Here is a 17,202-nt window from a genome sequence, read left to right as displayed (position 1 = left end):
TTTCCCTTCCTTTTTGGAGGGGCTTTCATTGAGGGCTCGATGACGTGGCGGTGCTGTGGCATACGACCTACATTTCCCTACTTTTTCGTAGGGACTTTCATTGAGGCACTGTCGGCGGTGTGAAGGAAAAGAACCCCCTTGCGGATTTCTTCGCTTTCTAGTGGGGACTTTCATTGAGGTGGGTTTGCGTTTGAGGATTTCAAGGGCGGAGACGGATTTCCCTACTTTTTCGTAGGGACCTTCATCGAGGCGGGCTCATCCCTGCTTGCGCAGGAAACACCTCAACCTTCCCTACAGTTTTTGTATGGACTTTCCCTAAAACCTCCCTGCTCCGTTCCTGGACCCACCACAGTCCAGGAACGGAGCTTTTCCTTTTTTCGCAGCGCAGGAAGCAACCAGGCCAAAACACCTGCCGCAAACCCCACCCGCCAACTGCTACCCGCCTCCTCCACACATCCATGCCGAAAAACTCAACACGCCGGAATAGCGTCATAAACTCGCTGATAAGCCAAAACACTCCGCCGTGGTGCTACCCTCAAAACCAAGCAGCCAAAGCAGACTGCCCACCATACTCGCTCACACCAAGGAGACACCGATGTCTACCCCCTACAGTGCAGGCGACGAACTTCCTATTTCACTCGTCATGCACACCGTGTACTGCCCCCGCCGCGCATGGATCGAATCCAATGGTGAAAAGACCGACACCTCGCAAATGCAAGAAGGGCAATCCGCCCACAAACGAGTCGACGACCCCAAAACATCCCGTGGCACGCAACAGCGCGCAGTCACCATCTCATCAACACGTCTCGGGCTCACCGGACGATGCGACGCCGTCGAACCGCAAGAAGACGGTTCTACCCGCATCATCGAATACAAGGCAACACCCGTACGCCGCAACGCATCTGTCACGCCCGCCCACAGGGTGCAGCTTGCCCTTCAGAAAATCTGCCTCGAAGAAGCTGGCGAAACCGTCAGTGAATGTGCGGTGCACTTCACCAACCACAACAAAACCGTGCCCGTCGACATTTCAGACGAAGACATCCGCACCGCAGAAGAATACGTACACACCACCCGCGCACTCATCGACAACCCGACAGCACCGCAACCCCTCGAAGACTCACCCCGCTGCAGCTGGTGCTCCCACATCTCCGTGTGCCTACCCGACGAATCCCGCGGAAAAGAAAACATTACACGCGTCGTCGCCAGCAACCCCGACAGTCAAGTAGCACACCTAACCACGCAAGGATCAAGAGCGACCGTCCAGCAAGGACGCCTCATCGTGCAACACCTCGGCGAAACAATCAGCAGCGTACCCCTCGAACGCGTGCACAGCCTCGTTGTCCACGGAAACATCGACGTTTCCTCCGCGCTTCTACGAGAACTCATGTGGCGCAACTGCACCATCATCTGGTGCTCCAGCACCGGCCGAGTCTACGGCTGGTCGCAACCCGGAACCGGGCCCAACGGCCTGGCCCGCGTGCAACAGCATGTCCTCTCAGCGCAGGGATATCTGCCCATAGCGAGCGCCATGATTGCCAGCAAAATCGCAAACCAAGCGACCCTGCTGCGCCGCAACGGCCACGCCGCAGATGTATGCCGCACCATGCGAGACATCCAGAAGAACACGCCGCAGGCTACCTCAATCCCGGAACTGCTCGGCCTCGAAGGTGAAGCCGCCTCGCTCTACTTCGGCAACTTTGCGACCATGCTCAAAGAAGACGCGCTCACCGAACTCGGCTGGATCTGGACCGGGCGGCAGGGGAGAGGAGCCAACGACCCCATCAACATTCTGCTGAACTACGCCTACGGTATGCTCAGCTCAGAATGCATTCGTGGGATTCTCACCTGCGGGCTCGACCCTCACGCCGGGTTCCTGCACAGCAGCTCTCGCAATAAGCCGGCGCTCGCGCTTGACCTCATGGAAGAATTCCGTGCCGTCATCGCGGACTCCGTGGTGGTGTCTCTTATTAACAGGAAGCAGGTCAAAGCGGCGCACTTCACCACGGTTGGCGGAAGCTACCGGCTCACACCCGAAGGGCGGAAGACCATCATCGCCGCGTTCGAGAAGCGAATGGTCACAGAGATTACCCACCCCACCTACGGGTACTCGGTGACGTGGCGCCGCGCTATTGAAGTGCAGGCCCGCATGCTCCTGGGCGTTATCAACGGAACCACCCGCGAGTACACGGGGGTGACCGTACGATAATGCGTGACGACGCCCGACGAACACTCATCGCTTACGACGTGCCCAGCGACCGGCGGCGAACCAAACTGGCCAAGCTCATTCTCAGTTATGGGGACCGAATTCAGTACAGCGTTTTCATTGTGGATGCAGCCCCCGCCAAGGTTCGACGCATCAAAGACGAAGTTCAGGAACTCATCGATCCAGACGAGGATTCGGTGCTCTTCTGCGACCTGGGGCTGCTGGCCCGGCTTGACGAGCCGACCTTCAGCTACATTGGCCGGGCGCGCGAGGTGACCGAATCGGATGCGCTCATTCTCTAGCCGCGTGCTGCTCATTCGCTAGCGACGCGCGGCAGGGGAGCGGAGGAATGACGAGTTCGATTGCGGACAGGTAGTAGAGGTGAGGATAATGGCCTTTGGAGGCTTTGTCTGTCTCCGCGAGAACCTGGCACATGACGTAATGTTGGCGTGTCGCTCGCGTGATGTTTTGGCTTGTCAATAGTGTTTAAAGGCCTGATTGGCTGCTTGGGTATACATTGATTTCCCGCCTTCGGGCGGGGGACTTTCATTGAGGCATGCAGCGCGTGGACTCGGGCGAAACCCTCTTCTTAATTTCCCTGCCTTCGGGCGGGGACTTTCATTGAGGTGTCTTGAACGTGTTCAGTAGCTGAGTCAGGTCAGCGATTTCCCCGCTTTCGGGTGGGGACTTTCATTGAGGCTAGCCAAGTGCCGGGGAGTCTACCTCGGTGTCGGCGGATTTCCCCGCCTTCGGGCGGGGACTTTCATTGAGGCACCTGGGATTCTGATAACCCTGATGCACGCGGTACGGATTTCCCCGTCTTCGGGCAGGGACTTTCATTGAGGTGGGAGCCATGAGCCGCCGCGCCGCATCATCGGCTGGATTTCCCCGCTTTAGGGTGGGGACTTTCATTGAGGCGCGTGCATCTTATCCGCCGAATCCTTGAATACAGCATTTCCCTGCCTTCGGGCGGGGACTTTCATTGAGGCACCGGCGAAAACATCCACGGCACGGTGAGGACCGTGCAATTTCCCCGCCTTCGGGTGGGGACTTTCATTGAGGCCAGCGTGGCGCATCGTTCCCTGCGAAAATGGCAGCCATTTCCCCGCCTTCGGGCGGGGACTTTCATTGAGGCAATAAGTCCGCCCGTGAAATCGCCGCCGTCGACCCGCATTTCCCCGCCTTCGGGCGGGGACTTTCATTGAGGCAAAAACTTTAAGCCTATGCACCTTGGGCTTACCCCGATTTCCCTGCCTTCGGGTGGGGACTTTCATTGAGAGGGGTAGGTGTCGCCGCCAGCTTATTTCTCCACCTTTGGATGACGATGCTGCGGTAGGCACAGATATTGTGTGATGTACACTTTGGGTACGTAATCCGTGAGAATCTCGTGCCATAGCAGTTTCTGTTGCGCCGTAACATGCTAGTTTTAGCTAGCTATTTCTCCGCCTTCGGTCGGGGACTTTCATTGAGGCTGGCAGGAGTGCGGTGATTTCATCTACGCGCACCTATTTCCCCTCTTTCGGGTGAGGGATTTTCTGTGCGAATCTGAGCATGAATCGCGAAATCTCGCGCGGGTTGCGTAGCCCCGGTTTAGAAACCATCCTGGTGTCTAGACCGGGGCTCTTCTCTTTAAAACATGAAGATGGGGCTAGACGCGGCACCCACTGCAGATTCCTCTTGCCTGCTATCTGAGTCTGAAATGACCAAATCGGATGCGCATAACCTGCAACAGCATTATGGTGAAGTTATGAGCGGAGAAGAGGACCGATTGCATCACTGGGGAGAGGCGAGGATAATAGAGGGGACTAGTATTGCTCTCGAAGTACATATTTCTCGATCTATACCCTCGCGTATGTTTAGCGTGAGCCTTCATTGAGGTGTTCGATGAACTTTTAGAAGGGCAAGTAAGTTCTCTTTATCTCTTAAGTTGCATAGTCAACTTGAGAGCTTTCAATGTTACCTCTCCCAAAAAATGTAGGGAGAGGTTTTTATCTCTTACGTTCGATGAACATTTAAGAGAGCTCGAGATGTTTTAATGCTTGAAAGTTGTGGGTCTTAATGCTATGGTTGAGGCATCAACCGGTTTGGAGGTTACTTCGGCAACCTGCTGAAGTGGCTCTAACCCCGACCTTGGAGGTGAAGGATAACGACCCCGCTTATGACCTAGACAAAAAGCCGCCCGCTACGCGAGGCGCAACGGGCGGCTTTTGTTCAATAAGTATTTACCGCATCAAGCGGCGGTCATGTTTTGCTGCAACAAAACATGACCGATTCAGTATACCGGGGTTCTGGAAAAGAATCCTAATTCCAGCCCAATACTGACCGCTTGTGTGGCTATATGCTTACCTTCCACACCCTGTGCTGTCACTACCTGAAATATGGGACGTGACAGCACAGGGGGAGAAGGAAAAGGCATACCGAATTAGCAGCGTGACGAAAACGCGCGCATCATTCGGAAAAGACAGGTAGCTTAAAGCTACGCAAGAAAAATCGTGCACAACCCACGCACCGACGCGAGATGTGCACACACTACCTAAGGAGACAACCATGTCCCAGAACGAGTCCCAGACCATCATCGCCCTCGCCGACCTCATCGAGAACGTCAAGCTCGGTGGCGGCTCCGTTATCACCTCTATCACTGAACAGGAACCTGCAGCAGGCCCCCACGCACCCTTGGCACCCGCCAAGTTTGTCGATGGTAAGGGGAGCGACAGTAAGTCTGTCTTCGCATACGAAATCCGCTACATCGTAGAGAAGCCTGAAGACCAGGACGAACCCGAGAAGGCCGTCAAGGGCAAGCCTCAGAAGGTCGTCCTCATTGACAGCAAGCAGTCTGAACTCAACCGTGCAGAAGCCGCCATCGAACAGGGCCGCCAGTACGGCGACGAAGCAGTCGTCAAGATTCCCCGCGCCGTCGTCACCTACCAGACCGAAAACGGTCCCGTCGAATACACCGACATGGAACTCTCCCACCGCATCTTCGATGGCCACTTCCGTGCCGGTCACATCGACGGTAAGCCCATCACCGAAAACGACCAGTACCGCGCACTGCGCAACTGCACCCCCGCAGACATGAGCGCACTGCTCAACACCGCCCCCGCAGCGCTCCTCTTCGGTGCGTGGGACTCTACTCGCAAGAGCAACCAGGTGCGCCTGCGCAGCGCCCTCGTCGGTGAAATCATCGGCGTCCTCGCAGACCAGGAACCCGGCGCTGAACACCGACAGGCACGCCGTGGCGGTGCCCGTGTTGATGCCGTAGCCGCCAGTGTAAAGCTTGACGCTAAGGAACTTAACTCTCTCGTCGATGACCAGGAAGCTGAGCTGAGCGCCAAGAACGTTGCCGCACGCCGCAAGGAAGTAAAGACCGCCAAGGCTGACGCCCGCATCTCCGCTTCCACTCTCGGCCTGGGTAGCATCCCGCCCACGCTCGAAGAAACCGGTGCCGTCGCATGCCGCCGTATCATCCGTTCCTGGGTTCTGAGCCTCGCCACCCTGCGTCAGTTGCGCTTCGGTACCGACGAAACCAAGAACATTGCTGCGCGTGCACTCCTTGCCGCACTCGGCCTCAACGCTATCGCTCGTGCGGAGCGTGAACTCTACATCCGTGCCAACTGCGACCTGATCGAATCCTCCGCACCCGTCGTTACCCTCGACCAGCGGTTCGGTAAGAAGAAGACCTTCGCACCCCTGACCGTTGAACACACCGACCAGCTTCTCCTCGAAGCTATCGAGAACGCCAAGAAGGCTGGCGTGGCTGACTGGAACGGTCAGACTTTCAACGTCGACGGCAACCCCATCATCATCAAGAACGCCACCGCGGAGGACGCTGAATAATATGACGAACCTCGGAATTCTCGCGAGGTTCCCGCTCGGCGTATACCAGGGCCACAAGGCAGACGGAAGCCCCGACGCCTTCCCCGACCCTGCCCGCTTGCAGGCCGCGCTCCTCAGCGCGGCCGCGCAGGGACCTCACGCAATTATCGAAAACGGGCAGCTGGCCCCCTCGGAAGAATCTCTCAAGGCTCTCAAATGGCTTGAGGAGAACCCCCCGACCGGGTTGCAGATTCCCGACATGTGCCCCGTGTACCGCTCACGCAACAAGATGAGCCGCTTTATGTACCGTGAAGTGGCATATTCCGAGAAGGATGGGCGACAGACCGAGCGTCGCGCCGTATCCGACGGCTGGGCTGTATCCGACACCATCGGCTGGCAGTACGATAAGGTGCCCGCAGACATCGCGGAAACCATCACCCAGCTCTGCGGCGAAGTACCCTCCCTCGGAGAAGCCAGCAGCTTCACCGCCCTCTACACCGGGGAAGTAGAGCCTACCCATACCATCGACACTAAGTCGGGCCCCTTCGAAGCAGGCGGCATGCCCGTCCGCGTGCCCGTACCCGGTCGAACCGATGCGCTCATGCGTGCCCACGCAGAAGCGTACCCCGCCAAGGTACCCACCAAGGCAGGCGACAAGACCGCTATGAGTGACACGATGCGCCCCTCCCCGGTACCCACCGCAGGCCTGGGATCCATCAAGTACCAGCCTGTGGAGGCTGAAACCTCCACCAGCCCCTGGGAATATTTGTGGCTCCTCGAAGTAGACGGTGAAGAGCTGAAGCCCGAGCAGTACGTCAAGACAAGCTCCCTACTACACAAGGCTCTCGTAGCTGCCGCAGGATTCGGCGCGCCCAGCCTCATCACCGGCAGGTACCCCAAGGGTCACAAGCCCGCCAACAGCCTGGCGTTGCAGTACCTACCCGCCCGGTACCTGCCTGACTACCTGCGTCGTGAGGTGAAGTCTAAGGGAGTTCTGCTCGTCTTGGTCCCGGCCAACGCCCCGACCGATGAAGCAGTCGAGCTCGGTATCGCGCTCAGGAGTGTAGAAACCCTCTACGCTCAGGACTTCCCCCGACTCACCGTGAAGCTTCGCCAGAAGCGCCTGCCCGCGCAAGGTTTCTGGGATGCTCCCAAGACCGGGTACAAGCGCCTGTGGCGTACCCTCAGCGCTGCCGTTCCCGAATCGCGCGTTTTCAACCGCCCGAAGAAGACCGAAACGAAGGCATGGACCTTCGCTGACGCCGCTCTGCTTTCCATCGCCTATGTGTGGCGTGGCAGCTTCGAAGTGCCCGAGGCTGAAACCTCACGTGAACGAATTCGTAGCTTGAGGAATCAGGTTGAGGAAAAGGCTGAAGCCAAGGTTCTGGAAGCTCACCGAGTAACCCAGAACCCCGCCGCCTACGCCTACAAGTTGCCCCGCACTCTGCCCGCAGAGCCGTGGCGCGGCGTTGTAGACCTCGGCAACCTGGCAACGGACACGACCCTCGTAGCCATCGGCCAGTCCCGCCACATGGGCGGCGGCCTGTTGGTTCCGTTCGACGTGCCCACCGAAGAATACGACCGCCGCAAGAAGGAGGAAAAGCATGACTAGCCCCGCTACCAAGCTGCCCTCTATTACTCGTGATGAGTTCGGTGAGTTCTTTGCCGCGCTTGATGCTGCGCTTGATGCCGCACGTAACAACGCACCTAACGAAGCACCCAAGGAAAAGCAAAAGCGCTACCCCTTCAGCTGGCAGGAAGAAGTGCTCGACCACATTTGCGAGCACGGCGTATGGCCGGAACGTATTAACGCGCCGACCGGCTCCGGCAAGTCCTCCGTGGTTGATATCCACCTCTTCGCGAATGCGCTCGCCGCGGTTGGCGCCGCGCCGCGCGTTCCCCGTCGCCTCTGCGTGACCGTGGGACGCCGCGCGCTGGTCGACAGCCAGGCAACCCGTGCCGACAAGATTCTCGGCTGCCTGGAGGACGCGCTCGCTGATGGATCCGGTGAGCCCGATATTCTGCGTAGGGTTGCTGAAGCTCTCCAGAGCTTCCAGACCCGCAACGACGAGAAGGGGAGCAAACCCTTCGAGACTGGTCACATCCGTGGCGAACTCTCGAACCGCAACCTGCCGGTCACCGACATTTCGGCTTGCGCAATCATCGCCGCAACCCCGGATATGTATGGTTCGCGAGCGCTCTTCCGCGGCTACGGCAGCACCAAGGCTGCCCGCCCGCGTGAGACCGCTCTGCTGGCCATGGACACCGTCATGGTGCTCGATGAGGCACACATGAACCGTCAGCTGCTGCACACCACTCAGCGTATTGCCGAGCTGCAGAAGCGCGAGGCCAACCTGGGTGTTCCTACCCTGCAGGTGATTGAGACGACCGCTACCCCCTCCACTGAGGACAGCGATTCAACCACGCTGGGCGTGGACATTGAGGCTCTCGACAGCCCGAATGATGAAGAGCTGCGCAAGCGTGTCCACTCGCATAAGGAACTGGTGCTCCGCCCCATCGATAAGTGGGATGGCAAGCCCGGTAACGCTGCGACCGTGAATGCTGCTGTGGACGCAATTAAGGATTTCCTTGCTCACCGTGAGGCGGGCGAAGGCTCCGATGAAGCCCACACTGTCGGTTGTATCGTCAACCATGTGCGGACGGCTATCTCCATCAAGGAGAAACTCACCAAGGACAAGGTGCTTGGAAAGGATGAGGTTGAGCTTCTCGTAGGACGCATGCGCCCGTACGACCTGCAAAAGTTGCACCCCGACCTCTTCACTACCGAAGGCGATGAGTCCGTGAAGGTTGTTGTTGCCACCCAGACTCTTGAAGTCGGTATTGACGTTGACTTTGCTGACCTGGTGACCGAGTTGGCTCCGGCCTCTTCCTTGGCACAGCGCTTCGGCCGTGTTAACCGTCTGGGTCGCCGTACGGATTCCAAGGTCGTCGTTATTAGGCCTACCAATAGTGACTCGGTCAAGAAGGACGCGCCTCCCTACAAGGCGGTCGACCTTAGCAATGCGTATGGTTGGCTCGAAGCGCTCAACGATGCTGAGAACCCGTCGGTGAACCCCGCTGCAATGGTGAAGAACCCGCCGGTACAGTCCTCCCCGGAGCGTCTGCTTTACCAGCGCCCGGAATGGTCTGACCTGCTGGAATTCTCACGTACCGACGAGAACCCCTACGACGAGCCGGACCTTGACCTGTGGCTGCACGACTCCCTGGATGCAGAAACCGCAATGGGTGGTGTTATTGTGCGCGATAACCTGCCGAGCAACACGTCTGCCGCCATGGAGATTCTCAAGACCAGCTACTTCGCTCCGAGCGACGAGGAAACCTTCCCCGCGAATCTGAAGATTCTCCATGAGATTCTGGACTACCAGGATGAGCACGGTGTGAAGCCGCGTAAGTTCCTGTACCGTCAGGGTGAAATTTCCCTGTGGCAGGATGCTGACCATGAGGAAGAGAGCCGTCAGTCGTTGGCTCCCGGTGACGTTCTGCTTCTTGACACGGGCAGTGTTCCGTTCACGAACCAGGGCATTGCCGTGACTCAGCGTGAGTTGCCTTCTAAGAAAGACGAGCTGGAGGCTGTGCCCTTCCCCAAGGGCATCAAGCTCTACGTGTACGAGAAGTGCGCGGACCGTGAGAAAGACTTCAGGGAATACCTGGGTCTCTCGCCCGAAGAAGTAGCGGAGCTGCTCGACAGCCAAAGTTCGGGCAGTGAGACGAGGATTGCTTCTGAGCTTTCTATCGAGGCTGAGGACGGTCAGGAAGTTATCTCCTGGTACGCCGTTGTGACCGACGAAGAGTCTGTTGAAGATTCCGATATCGCTCAGGAGTTGGCCCCGACCGATCCTGTTCTTCTGGATGACCACCAGAACGATGTTGCTGAGCGTACCCGCCAGCTTGCCGAGAACCTCGGCCTGGCGCCGGAATTCTCGGAGGCCCTGGAACTGGCTGCAAAGTACCACGACGAGGGCAAGCGTGACCTGCGCTTCCAGCAGATGCTGGGTGCAGACCTGCAGGCGGACGCGCTCGCAAAGAGCGGCCACCGTTCCGTGGCAGAAGCGTACCGTGCCCGTAGCCGTAGCGCCCTGCCGAGGGGCTGGCGTCACGAGCAGCTGTCTGCACTCATGGTTGCGGCCTCGCCCGAAAAGGTGGGGGAGCACCGCGACCTGGTATTGCGCATCATTGGCTGCAGTCACGGTCACGGCCGGTTCTCCTTCGCTCATGACGCAGGCTTCCTACTCAAGGAAGGCTACCTGCCTGAAGGAATGGACTACGAAGCGCTCAAGGAACAGGCGATCCGACTCTTCAATGTCGGTTACTGGGATAACCTCATGGAGCAGACGAGCCGCACCTACGGCCCGTACGCTACCGCCTACCTTGAGGCCGTTGAACGCGCAGCAGACGCCCAGATTTCACGGGAGGGACACTAATGGCAACGCTGACTATTGCCGGTGACTACACCTCGGCATTGACCCATTTTGCCCTCTACGGGCTGTCCCTGATGGTTGAGCAGAAGCACCCCGGAACCATCACTGTCGGTTGGTCTCAGGAGGGTCAGCCGTGCGCCCAGATGCATGCTGAAGGCGTGTCAGAAGAAGAAATTGCCGAGTGCGTGCACTCCTACGTTTCCTCCCTGGCCGCTGAAGACAGCTGGGTGAACGTCGACCAGTCCTACGGTGTGGGTAAGGAAGCTGCTGTTTTCTCCCCGTTCTCCCCGCGTATTCGAGGAATCGACGCGGAGAAGTACCCGGATGACTGGGCATCTCACCAGAAGACCCGACAGGCTCATCTGGACACGCTGATTGAACGTGACGACCTGCTGTCTCTGCTCTGGATCTCCGGCCTGGGCGAACCTTCCTACTGGCGTTTTGAAGCCAAGGCACCTCGCCCGGATCACGGCGCGTCTCGCTGGGAGATGAAGACTCGCAACAAGGGTCAGGAGTTCATTAAGCACCGCCTGCGTTTGATGTGCGCGGACCTGGCAACCTGGGAACCTTCCGCGATGCTCAGCGGCATTACCGGGCAGACCTTGTACGACTCGCTGGATAATAAGCCGGACTCCCGAACCGGAACCGGTTTCACCGTCCCGCAGCCGACGGATACTGCGCTCGCCTTCTGTGCGCTGGTGGGTATTGCGAACTTCCCGGTGATTCACCAGATCCACCGGATTGGCGTGACCCCCGGTGCGTACCCGTACAACGCTTTGCACCCGCGGCTCATGGTGCTTCCGGTATCCTCCGGAAGGGTTACGCCCGCCCGGCTGCGAACCGTGCTGCGCAGCCACCCCTACCGTAGGGTGGTTGACGAGGTCGGTAAGGCGATGGAACGCGGCTCTTTGAGCCCTGACATTTTCGTGTCCGAGCTGGCGGATGAGAAGGCGATCCTTCGTGAGAAGGGCGTTCAGGCGTTTGTTGCTTTCCCCATCGCGAAGGTGGGTAGTGATTCGGCTCCTGAGCGTCAGGTTCTGAAGGGTAGCGCGATTCCGCTGGGCTAACCTAGCTGCTTATCGAAACCGGCAAATATGCCCGCAGAATGCAGAGGGAGGGGCCCTCCGGTTGAATGACCGGAGGGCCCCTCCCTCTACTTATTATGAGTGTCTACATATCGCTGGGTGGATATGCGGTAGCTGGTGCGCTAGGGAACTGCCCTTTACGCCACCGCCACTGCTCCCTTGGCTGCGGTGCCGCTTCGGGTCCACAGTAGGAGCGCTGCCACGCTGTTGATGATGTAGAAGATGTACTTGCCGACGTTCGCGAAGTTGCCCTGGGTTAGCGACTTCACGCACTGCACGGCGTTGTACAGGAACCAGAATTGCCACTGCATCGTGAGCTTCAGCGCGTTCAGAATGTTTGCTGACAGGGAGAGACCGAACACTACGGTCGTGATCCAGAACAGGAACGTCATCTGGCCGCGGTAGCCAATGTAGTTCGCAGCCAGGGAGAACGCGAACGAACCCGCCACAATACCGCTAATAATCAGCAGCCCCTTCGTGCCGGTCGGCGGTTCCAACGCCTTGCCGCGTTCGGAGTTCTGCCACCTGCGAATCGCGAAGGTGTACACGATAAAGGTCACCGGGTAGGTGATGATTGCCGCCTTGTTGCCCATAATGTAGTCAATCGCGCAAGACAGCGCCGTGTTAATAATGCCTAGCACGTTGCCGATGTTTGAGAGGCGGCCGGTCAGGCGGGTAGACATCATTGAAATACCCACGTTAATCACGGAAATCACGCCGAGGGGAATGAATTTCGTGATCGGGCCCCAGTCGACGTATTTGTCGAGGGTGGTGCTCAGGTATCCTGAGGCGACTGCGATGGCGATAACCAGTGCTACGCCGAAAAGGTCGGCGTACTTAGACTTGGCAAAAAAGAGGAGAGCCTTCTCGTATGAGAATTCCTTGGCCTCCATGGGTAACTCCTTTGTTGAGGATATAGGAACAGTGATAGGGTACCAATAACTATAACTCTTTGAAAAGGGCTTGAAACGGCGTGTCACACATAAAACTTCAGAAACCCACATAATCCACCCCCCGGAACGCCTCGGTGTGGAACAACCCAAAATCACCCCATCAAGAACCCATACCAACTTCCGGCAAACCTTGCCAGATATCGCCTCTACTTCGTTGGATATCGAAAATGGGCGTAAAATCACCGCCGGTTCGTCTTCGCTTTATAGGAAACCTTAAGGTACGCTAGATGACTGGGTCAGGGAACTCGTGCCGGTCTCACTCACCGCGCATCCGCCCGACAGACACCCGCACCCCGGTATGCTGCGTCTCACTCACGCACACAGGGGAGGGAACCCAACGTATCGGCCTCACTCACCGTTTACGCCGCTGTCCGCGCATCCTGCCACCCGTAACTCACTCAACTCAAACAAGAACTGAATAGGACAATCATGCCCTTGCTTACCCATCGACTCTCACGACGATTTTTCGTAAAGGGTGCTTCCGCCGCCGCCGCTGCAGGCGCACTGACCCTGCAGGCACAGGCCGCTCAGGCTGACGAAGCTCCCGCAAACCTTGCCCCGGCAACCGAGGAAACTAAAGGCCCGCGCCTCGTTATTCAGCGTGCCACCATCACTGAAACCGGTATGACCGTCAACTACACTGCACACGGTCTGCGCGAATTCCTCACCGAAGGCACCACTCTGACCGTACGCCACGGCTACGTTCGTAACGACTCTTTCGAAACTCTGCGCTCCTGGCCGCTCACCCCCGAATTTGACGGTGATGCTGACAGCTTCAGCGGTAGCGACCAGTTCCCCATCGAGCTGATGCAGGGTGAGGGTGTCGAGCACGCCCTGCAGCTGGATATTTGCTCCGACCCGTGGGGCCAGGAGATTGCCCACCAGATTGCTGCGCGCATCCCCGTGGCTGAGACTAAGATCCTGAAGACTTCTTTCGAGGATGTTCCGGGTAACCACCCGTTCGCTGAGGATATCCGCATGGCGAACCAGAAGAAGTGGCTGATGCCGAACCCGCAGACTGGCGCGTTTGAGCCGGACCGCCCTGTGACCCGTGAGGAGCTTATTGCTCTGCTGAACCACGCTGCTGGTCACGCTGGCGTGAGCGAAAACTCTGAGGTTGCCCCCTTTGCGGATGCGGCAGACCGCCCGACCGCGAACGCGCTGCACTGGGCTCGTGACCGCAGGATTACCGAGCCGCTCACCGGTGGCGACAAGATTGACCCGACCGCACCGGTTTCTCACGAGGAGCTGGCGGCTGTGCTGTTCCAGTACAACGCGGAGGTTCAGCTGACTGAAATGAACGAGGCTGCTGGTTCTCGTTTCCGCGATGTGCTCGGTGCCGGTACTCTGCACCGTTACGTTGCGTGGGCTGGCGCGAACGACATCGTGCTGGATTCTTCGGGTGTGTTCAACCCGACCGCGCCGACTACTCGCGCGGAGCTGGCTCGTTTCATTCGCCGCTACAAGCTGCAGAACCTGCTGTTCACTGACTTCTCGTACGTTTCCTAATTCTCGTACGGCTCCTAAATTTAGCTACCCCCGGCACTGCGCGTGCCTGTTGGGGTTGCGTGAAACCCCCGTCTTCTGGCTTTTGCTGGAGGCGGGGGTTTCGCTATGCCCCGTTGTACGGCGCGCCCTGGGTGGTGCGCCCTGCGGTGCGCTTTGGGATGCGCCATGTCGGGGTACCGTTTTGGCGTGCTATTTCGGGGCGCCGAGTCGTGCCGTGCTGCTACATTGCCGCACCTCGGGGAGTTTTAGTGACAGGCTGTGCCTGGCATATGAAATTTTGCGTTATATATGCCTAAAATCTTGCAAAATCCTGTGCGCTAAGTAAGTATTACCTAGAAGGTAAGTTAAAGGTTGCCTTACTTAATACTGTGTGAAGACTAGTTTCCTTCCTCATGGGCCCACGAAACCCACACCAAAGAGCAGGAAAAAACGCGGCGCCTCACCACCCATCGGTGGGGGAGAGACGCACCTTCACACACCACCCACGAAAAAGGACATACATATGAACCTCGCTTCAAGCAAGGCATTCAAGGGCCTCGCCGTTGGATCGCTGGCACTGGCAATTTCCGGCGTTGCCACCATCCCCGCATCGTTCGCGGCAGACTCCACCCCGGCGGCAAGCCAGAGCACTGACGCTCGCACCATCACCGACAAGGCGATGGCAAAGATCACCCAGGGCCTGCCCGGTCAGTTCCAGGTCGCATACTCCAAGAAGACCAACAAGATTTGGGTTGCGGGCACTGCAGACCGCGACAAGCACGTTTCTACTATCGCTCGCATTGACGCAAACTCCCTGAAGATTGAGGCTGTCGCCGAGCTGCCCATCGTCAAGAACGACAAGGGCTACCAGTACGACGCAGCCTACGGCATCACCGTTGACGATGTAGACGGCACCGTTTGGGTTACCAACACCACCGACAACTCCGTGTCCGTGTACGATCAGGCAACGATGCAGCAGGTCTGGACCACCGCGGGTATCGCGGAGACCGACCCGAACTGGATTGAGCACCCCCGCTCCGTTCTGGTTGACCACGAGTCCGGTAAGGCGTTCGTGACCGGCCGCTTCTTCGTATCCGCGATTGACCTGAAGACCAAGCAGGTTGAGAAGATCCAGCTCGAAGGCGCACCCGACGGCGGCACCCGCTACATCAGCATGAACATCCTGGTTGACGGCGGTAAGCTGTACGTGCCCGAGCGTACCGGCGGCAAGATTTTCGTCATCGACACCAAGACCTTCAAGGTGGAGACCAGCTTCGACACCAAGGGCAACGCTGAGGGTGAGGTTCGCCCCTCCGACATCGCGATTGACCACTCCCAGAACGAAATTTACGTCTCCTCCCAGGGCGTGAAGGGAGCGAACTCCGGCGTGTCCATCTACGACGCGACCACCCACGAGTTCAAGAAGTTCATCCCGGTCGGCACCCAGGCGCTCTCGCTCGATAACGATGAGGCCAACGACCTGGTGTACGTCTCTGATTTCGGTACCGGCAAGGTCGGCGTGATTGACGGCGGCGCAGCGGACAAGCTGATTGCAGAGGTCGCCATGAACGGCGGCAAGGCAAACGACCTGGTTGTGCTGCCCAACGGCTCCGTTGTTGCTGTGGACAAGCAGGCTGGCGCAACCGCAACCGTGCCCTACGTGCTCGACGGCACCACCGGCACCGTCAACACCTCCAACAAGGTGACCAGCAAGCCTTCTAAGGACAAGCAGGGCAACGACGTACCCGCCAAGACCACCGACATTCAGGCGAACTCCATCCTGAAGTTCAAGGTCACCGCAACCGCGGGCGACAACTCCGAGGTCAAGCAGGTCACCCCCGAAACCCGCGAGTTCCAGGGCTACCCGGCAACCGCCACCAAGACCAAGGCAGCCGACTCTACCGCCCCCTCCACCGAGGCACACCGCACCGTGGATGCAAACGGTAGCGTTGCGAACATCATTCAGGGTCTGCCCGGCCAGTTCCAGGTTGGCTACTCCAAGAAGAACCACAAGCTGTTCGTGCCCACCGTGGGTGCACGAGGCAATCTTGCTTCCTCCCTGGCGCGCGTGGATGCAGACACCCTGCAGACCGAGGCATTCGCCGAGCTGCCCGTGAAGAAGAACGACAAGGGCCAGTACGGCTACACCTCCGCGTACGGCGTGACCGTCGATGACGTGGACGGCACCGTCTGGGTCACCAACACCACCGACAACTCCGTGGCGGTGTACGATCAGCAGACCCTCAAGCTCATCTGGAGCAACGAGGGCGTGAAGGAGGGCGACCCGAACTGGATTGAGCACCCCCGTTCTGTGCTCGTCGACCACGAGTCCGGTAAGGCGTTCGTGACCGGCCGCTTCTTCGTCTCCGCTATCGACCTGAAGACCAAGCAGGTTGAGAAGATTCAGCTCGAGGGTGCCCCCGACGGCGGTACCCGCTACATCAGCATGAACCTGTTCCTGGACGGCGGCAAGCTGTACGTGCCCGAGCGTACCGGCGGTAAGCTCTTCGTCGTGGACACCAAGACCTTCAAGGTTGAGAAGACCATCCAGACTCAGGGTGAGGACTCCACCGTTGAGGTTCGCCCCTCCGACGTTGCAGTGGACCGTTCCCTGGGCGAAATCTACGTCTCCTCCCAGGGCGTGAAGGGCGTCAACTCCGGTATTTCCGTGTACGACCTGCGCACCGGCGATTTCAAGAAGTTCGTCAAGTTCGGCACCCAGGCGCTCGCCCTGGAGCACGATGAGGACAGCGACCTGGTGTACGTGACCGACTTCGGCACCGGTAAGGTTGCAGTCTTTGACGGCCGCGCCGACGAGGTGATCGGCGAGGTCGAGATGAACGGCGCCGCAGCGAACGACGTGACCCTGCTCAAGGACGGCTCCGTGCTGGTCCTCGACAAGAAGGACCGCGACGAGAAGGTCACCCTGCCCTACGTGCTCAACGGCACCACCGGAGAGATTACCACCGCCAGCGAGTACACCACCCTGCCCGGCAAGGACCGCCAGGGTAACGATGTTCCCGCATCGGTTCAGCAGCTGAAGGCTAACTCGATTCTGAAGTTCAAGGTTGGCCTGAAGGACACCGACGCGAGCGCAGCTCCGGTGGGTATCACCCCGACTTCGTTGCAGTTCGCTGGTTACCCGACGGTGACCGGTGTGAAGGCTGAGGATTCGAAGCCGGCTGACCCGAAGCCTGCAGATCCGAAGCCTGCAGATCCGA

The 17,202-nt window shown here is 58.6% G+C and carries 9 protein-coding genes; 8 read left to right on the top strand and 1 reads right to left on the bottom strand.

The genetic code is table 11. The features are described 5' to 3' along the window. Nucleotides 1-595: 595 nt before the first annotated feature. The 6 genes from HMPREF2527_RS04095 (at nucleotide 596) to HMPREF2527_RS04070 (ending at nucleotide 11,522) form a co-directional block, all read left to right on the top strand. The gene (locus tag HMPREF2527_RS04095) at nucleotides 596-2,206 is read left to right on the top strand and encodes a CRISPR-associated endonuclease Cas4/Cas1 (protein ID WP_044150533.1); all 1,611 of its coding nucleotides are present in this window, start codon (nucleotides 596-598) and stop codon (nucleotides 2,204-2,206) included. Beyond that, nucleotides 2,206-2,505 (top strand): CRISPR-associated endonuclease Cas2, encoded by a 300-nt coding sequence (gene cas2 / locus HMPREF2527_RS04090; protein WP_012903699.1) that lies wholly within the window; start codon nucleotides 2,206-2,208, stop codon nucleotides 2,503-2,505. The genes HMPREF2527_RS04095 and cas2 overlap by 1 nt, the downstream gene beginning before the upstream one ends. Before the next feature lie 2,245 nt (nucleotides 2,506-4,750). Beyond that, complete coding sequence (cas7u, locus tag HMPREF2527_RS04085; RefSeq protein ID WP_044150531.1) at nucleotides 4,751-6,037, top strand: type I-G CRISPR-associated RAMP protein Csb1/Cas7g; 1,287 nt, start codon at nucleotides 4,751-4,753, stop codon at nucleotides 6,035-6,037. Between the two features lies 1 nt (nucleotide 6,038). Further along, nucleotides 6,039-7,628 carry a type I-G CRISPR-associated protein Csb2 gene (gene csb2, locus HMPREF2527_RS04080; protein ID WP_012903696.1) on the top strand — a complete coding sequence of 530 codons (1,590 nt, stop codon included), beginning with the start codon at nucleotides 6,039-6,041 and terminating at the stop codon, nucleotides 7,626-7,628. Further along, nucleotides 7,621-10,458 carry a type I-G CRISPR-associated helicase/endonuclease Cas3g gene (gene cas3u / locus HMPREF2527_RS04075; RefSeq protein WP_070506555.1) on the top strand — a complete coding sequence of 946 codons (2,838 nt, stop codon included), beginning with the start codon at nucleotides 7,621-7,623 and terminating at the stop codon, nucleotides 10,456-10,458. Before csb2 ends, cas3u begins: the two co-directional genes overlap by 8 nt. After that, entirely contained in the window at nucleotides 10,458-11,522 is a 1,065-nt protein-coding gene (locus HMPREF2527_RS04070) for an aldehyde dehydrogenase (protein WP_070506552.1), read from the top strand. The genes cas3u and HMPREF2527_RS04070 overlap by 1 nt, the downstream gene beginning before the upstream one ends. A gap of 155 nt (nucleotides 11,523-11,677) precedes the next feature. On the opposite strand, the gene HMPREF2527_RS04065 is transcribed toward HMPREF2527_RS04070, so the two are convergent. After that, nucleotides 11,678-12,433: a nicotinamide mononucleotide transporter gene (locus tag HMPREF2527_RS04065; protein ID WP_044150529.1), complete on the bottom strand. Its 756-nt coding sequence runs from the start codon at nucleotides 12,431-12,433 to the stop codon at nucleotides 11,678-11,680. A gap of 489 nt (nucleotides 12,434-12,922) precedes the next feature. Between HMPREF2527_RS04065 and HMPREF2527_RS04060 the strand changes: the two genes are divergently transcribed. Further along, nucleotides 12,923-14,002 carry an S-layer homology domain-containing protein gene (locus HMPREF2527_RS04060; RefSeq protein ID WP_070506550.1) on the top strand — a complete coding sequence of 360 codons (1,080 nt, stop codon included), beginning with the start codon at nucleotides 12,923-12,925 and terminating at the stop codon, nucleotides 14,000-14,002. A 502-nt stretch (nucleotides 14,003-14,504) separates the two neighbouring features. Further along, on the top strand, nucleotides 14,505-17,202 hold a 2,698-nt coding region (locus tag HMPREF2527_RS04055; protein WP_246824768.1), incomplete at its 3' end, for an NHL repeat-containing protein.

The organism is Rothia sp. HMSC071B01 (assembly GCF_001808945.1).
In the GTDB taxonomy this organism is placed as follows: Bacteria; Actinomycetota; Actinomycetes; order Actinomycetales; family Micrococcaceae; genus Rothia.
This window is presented reverse-complemented; position numbering and strand designations above follow the sequence as displayed.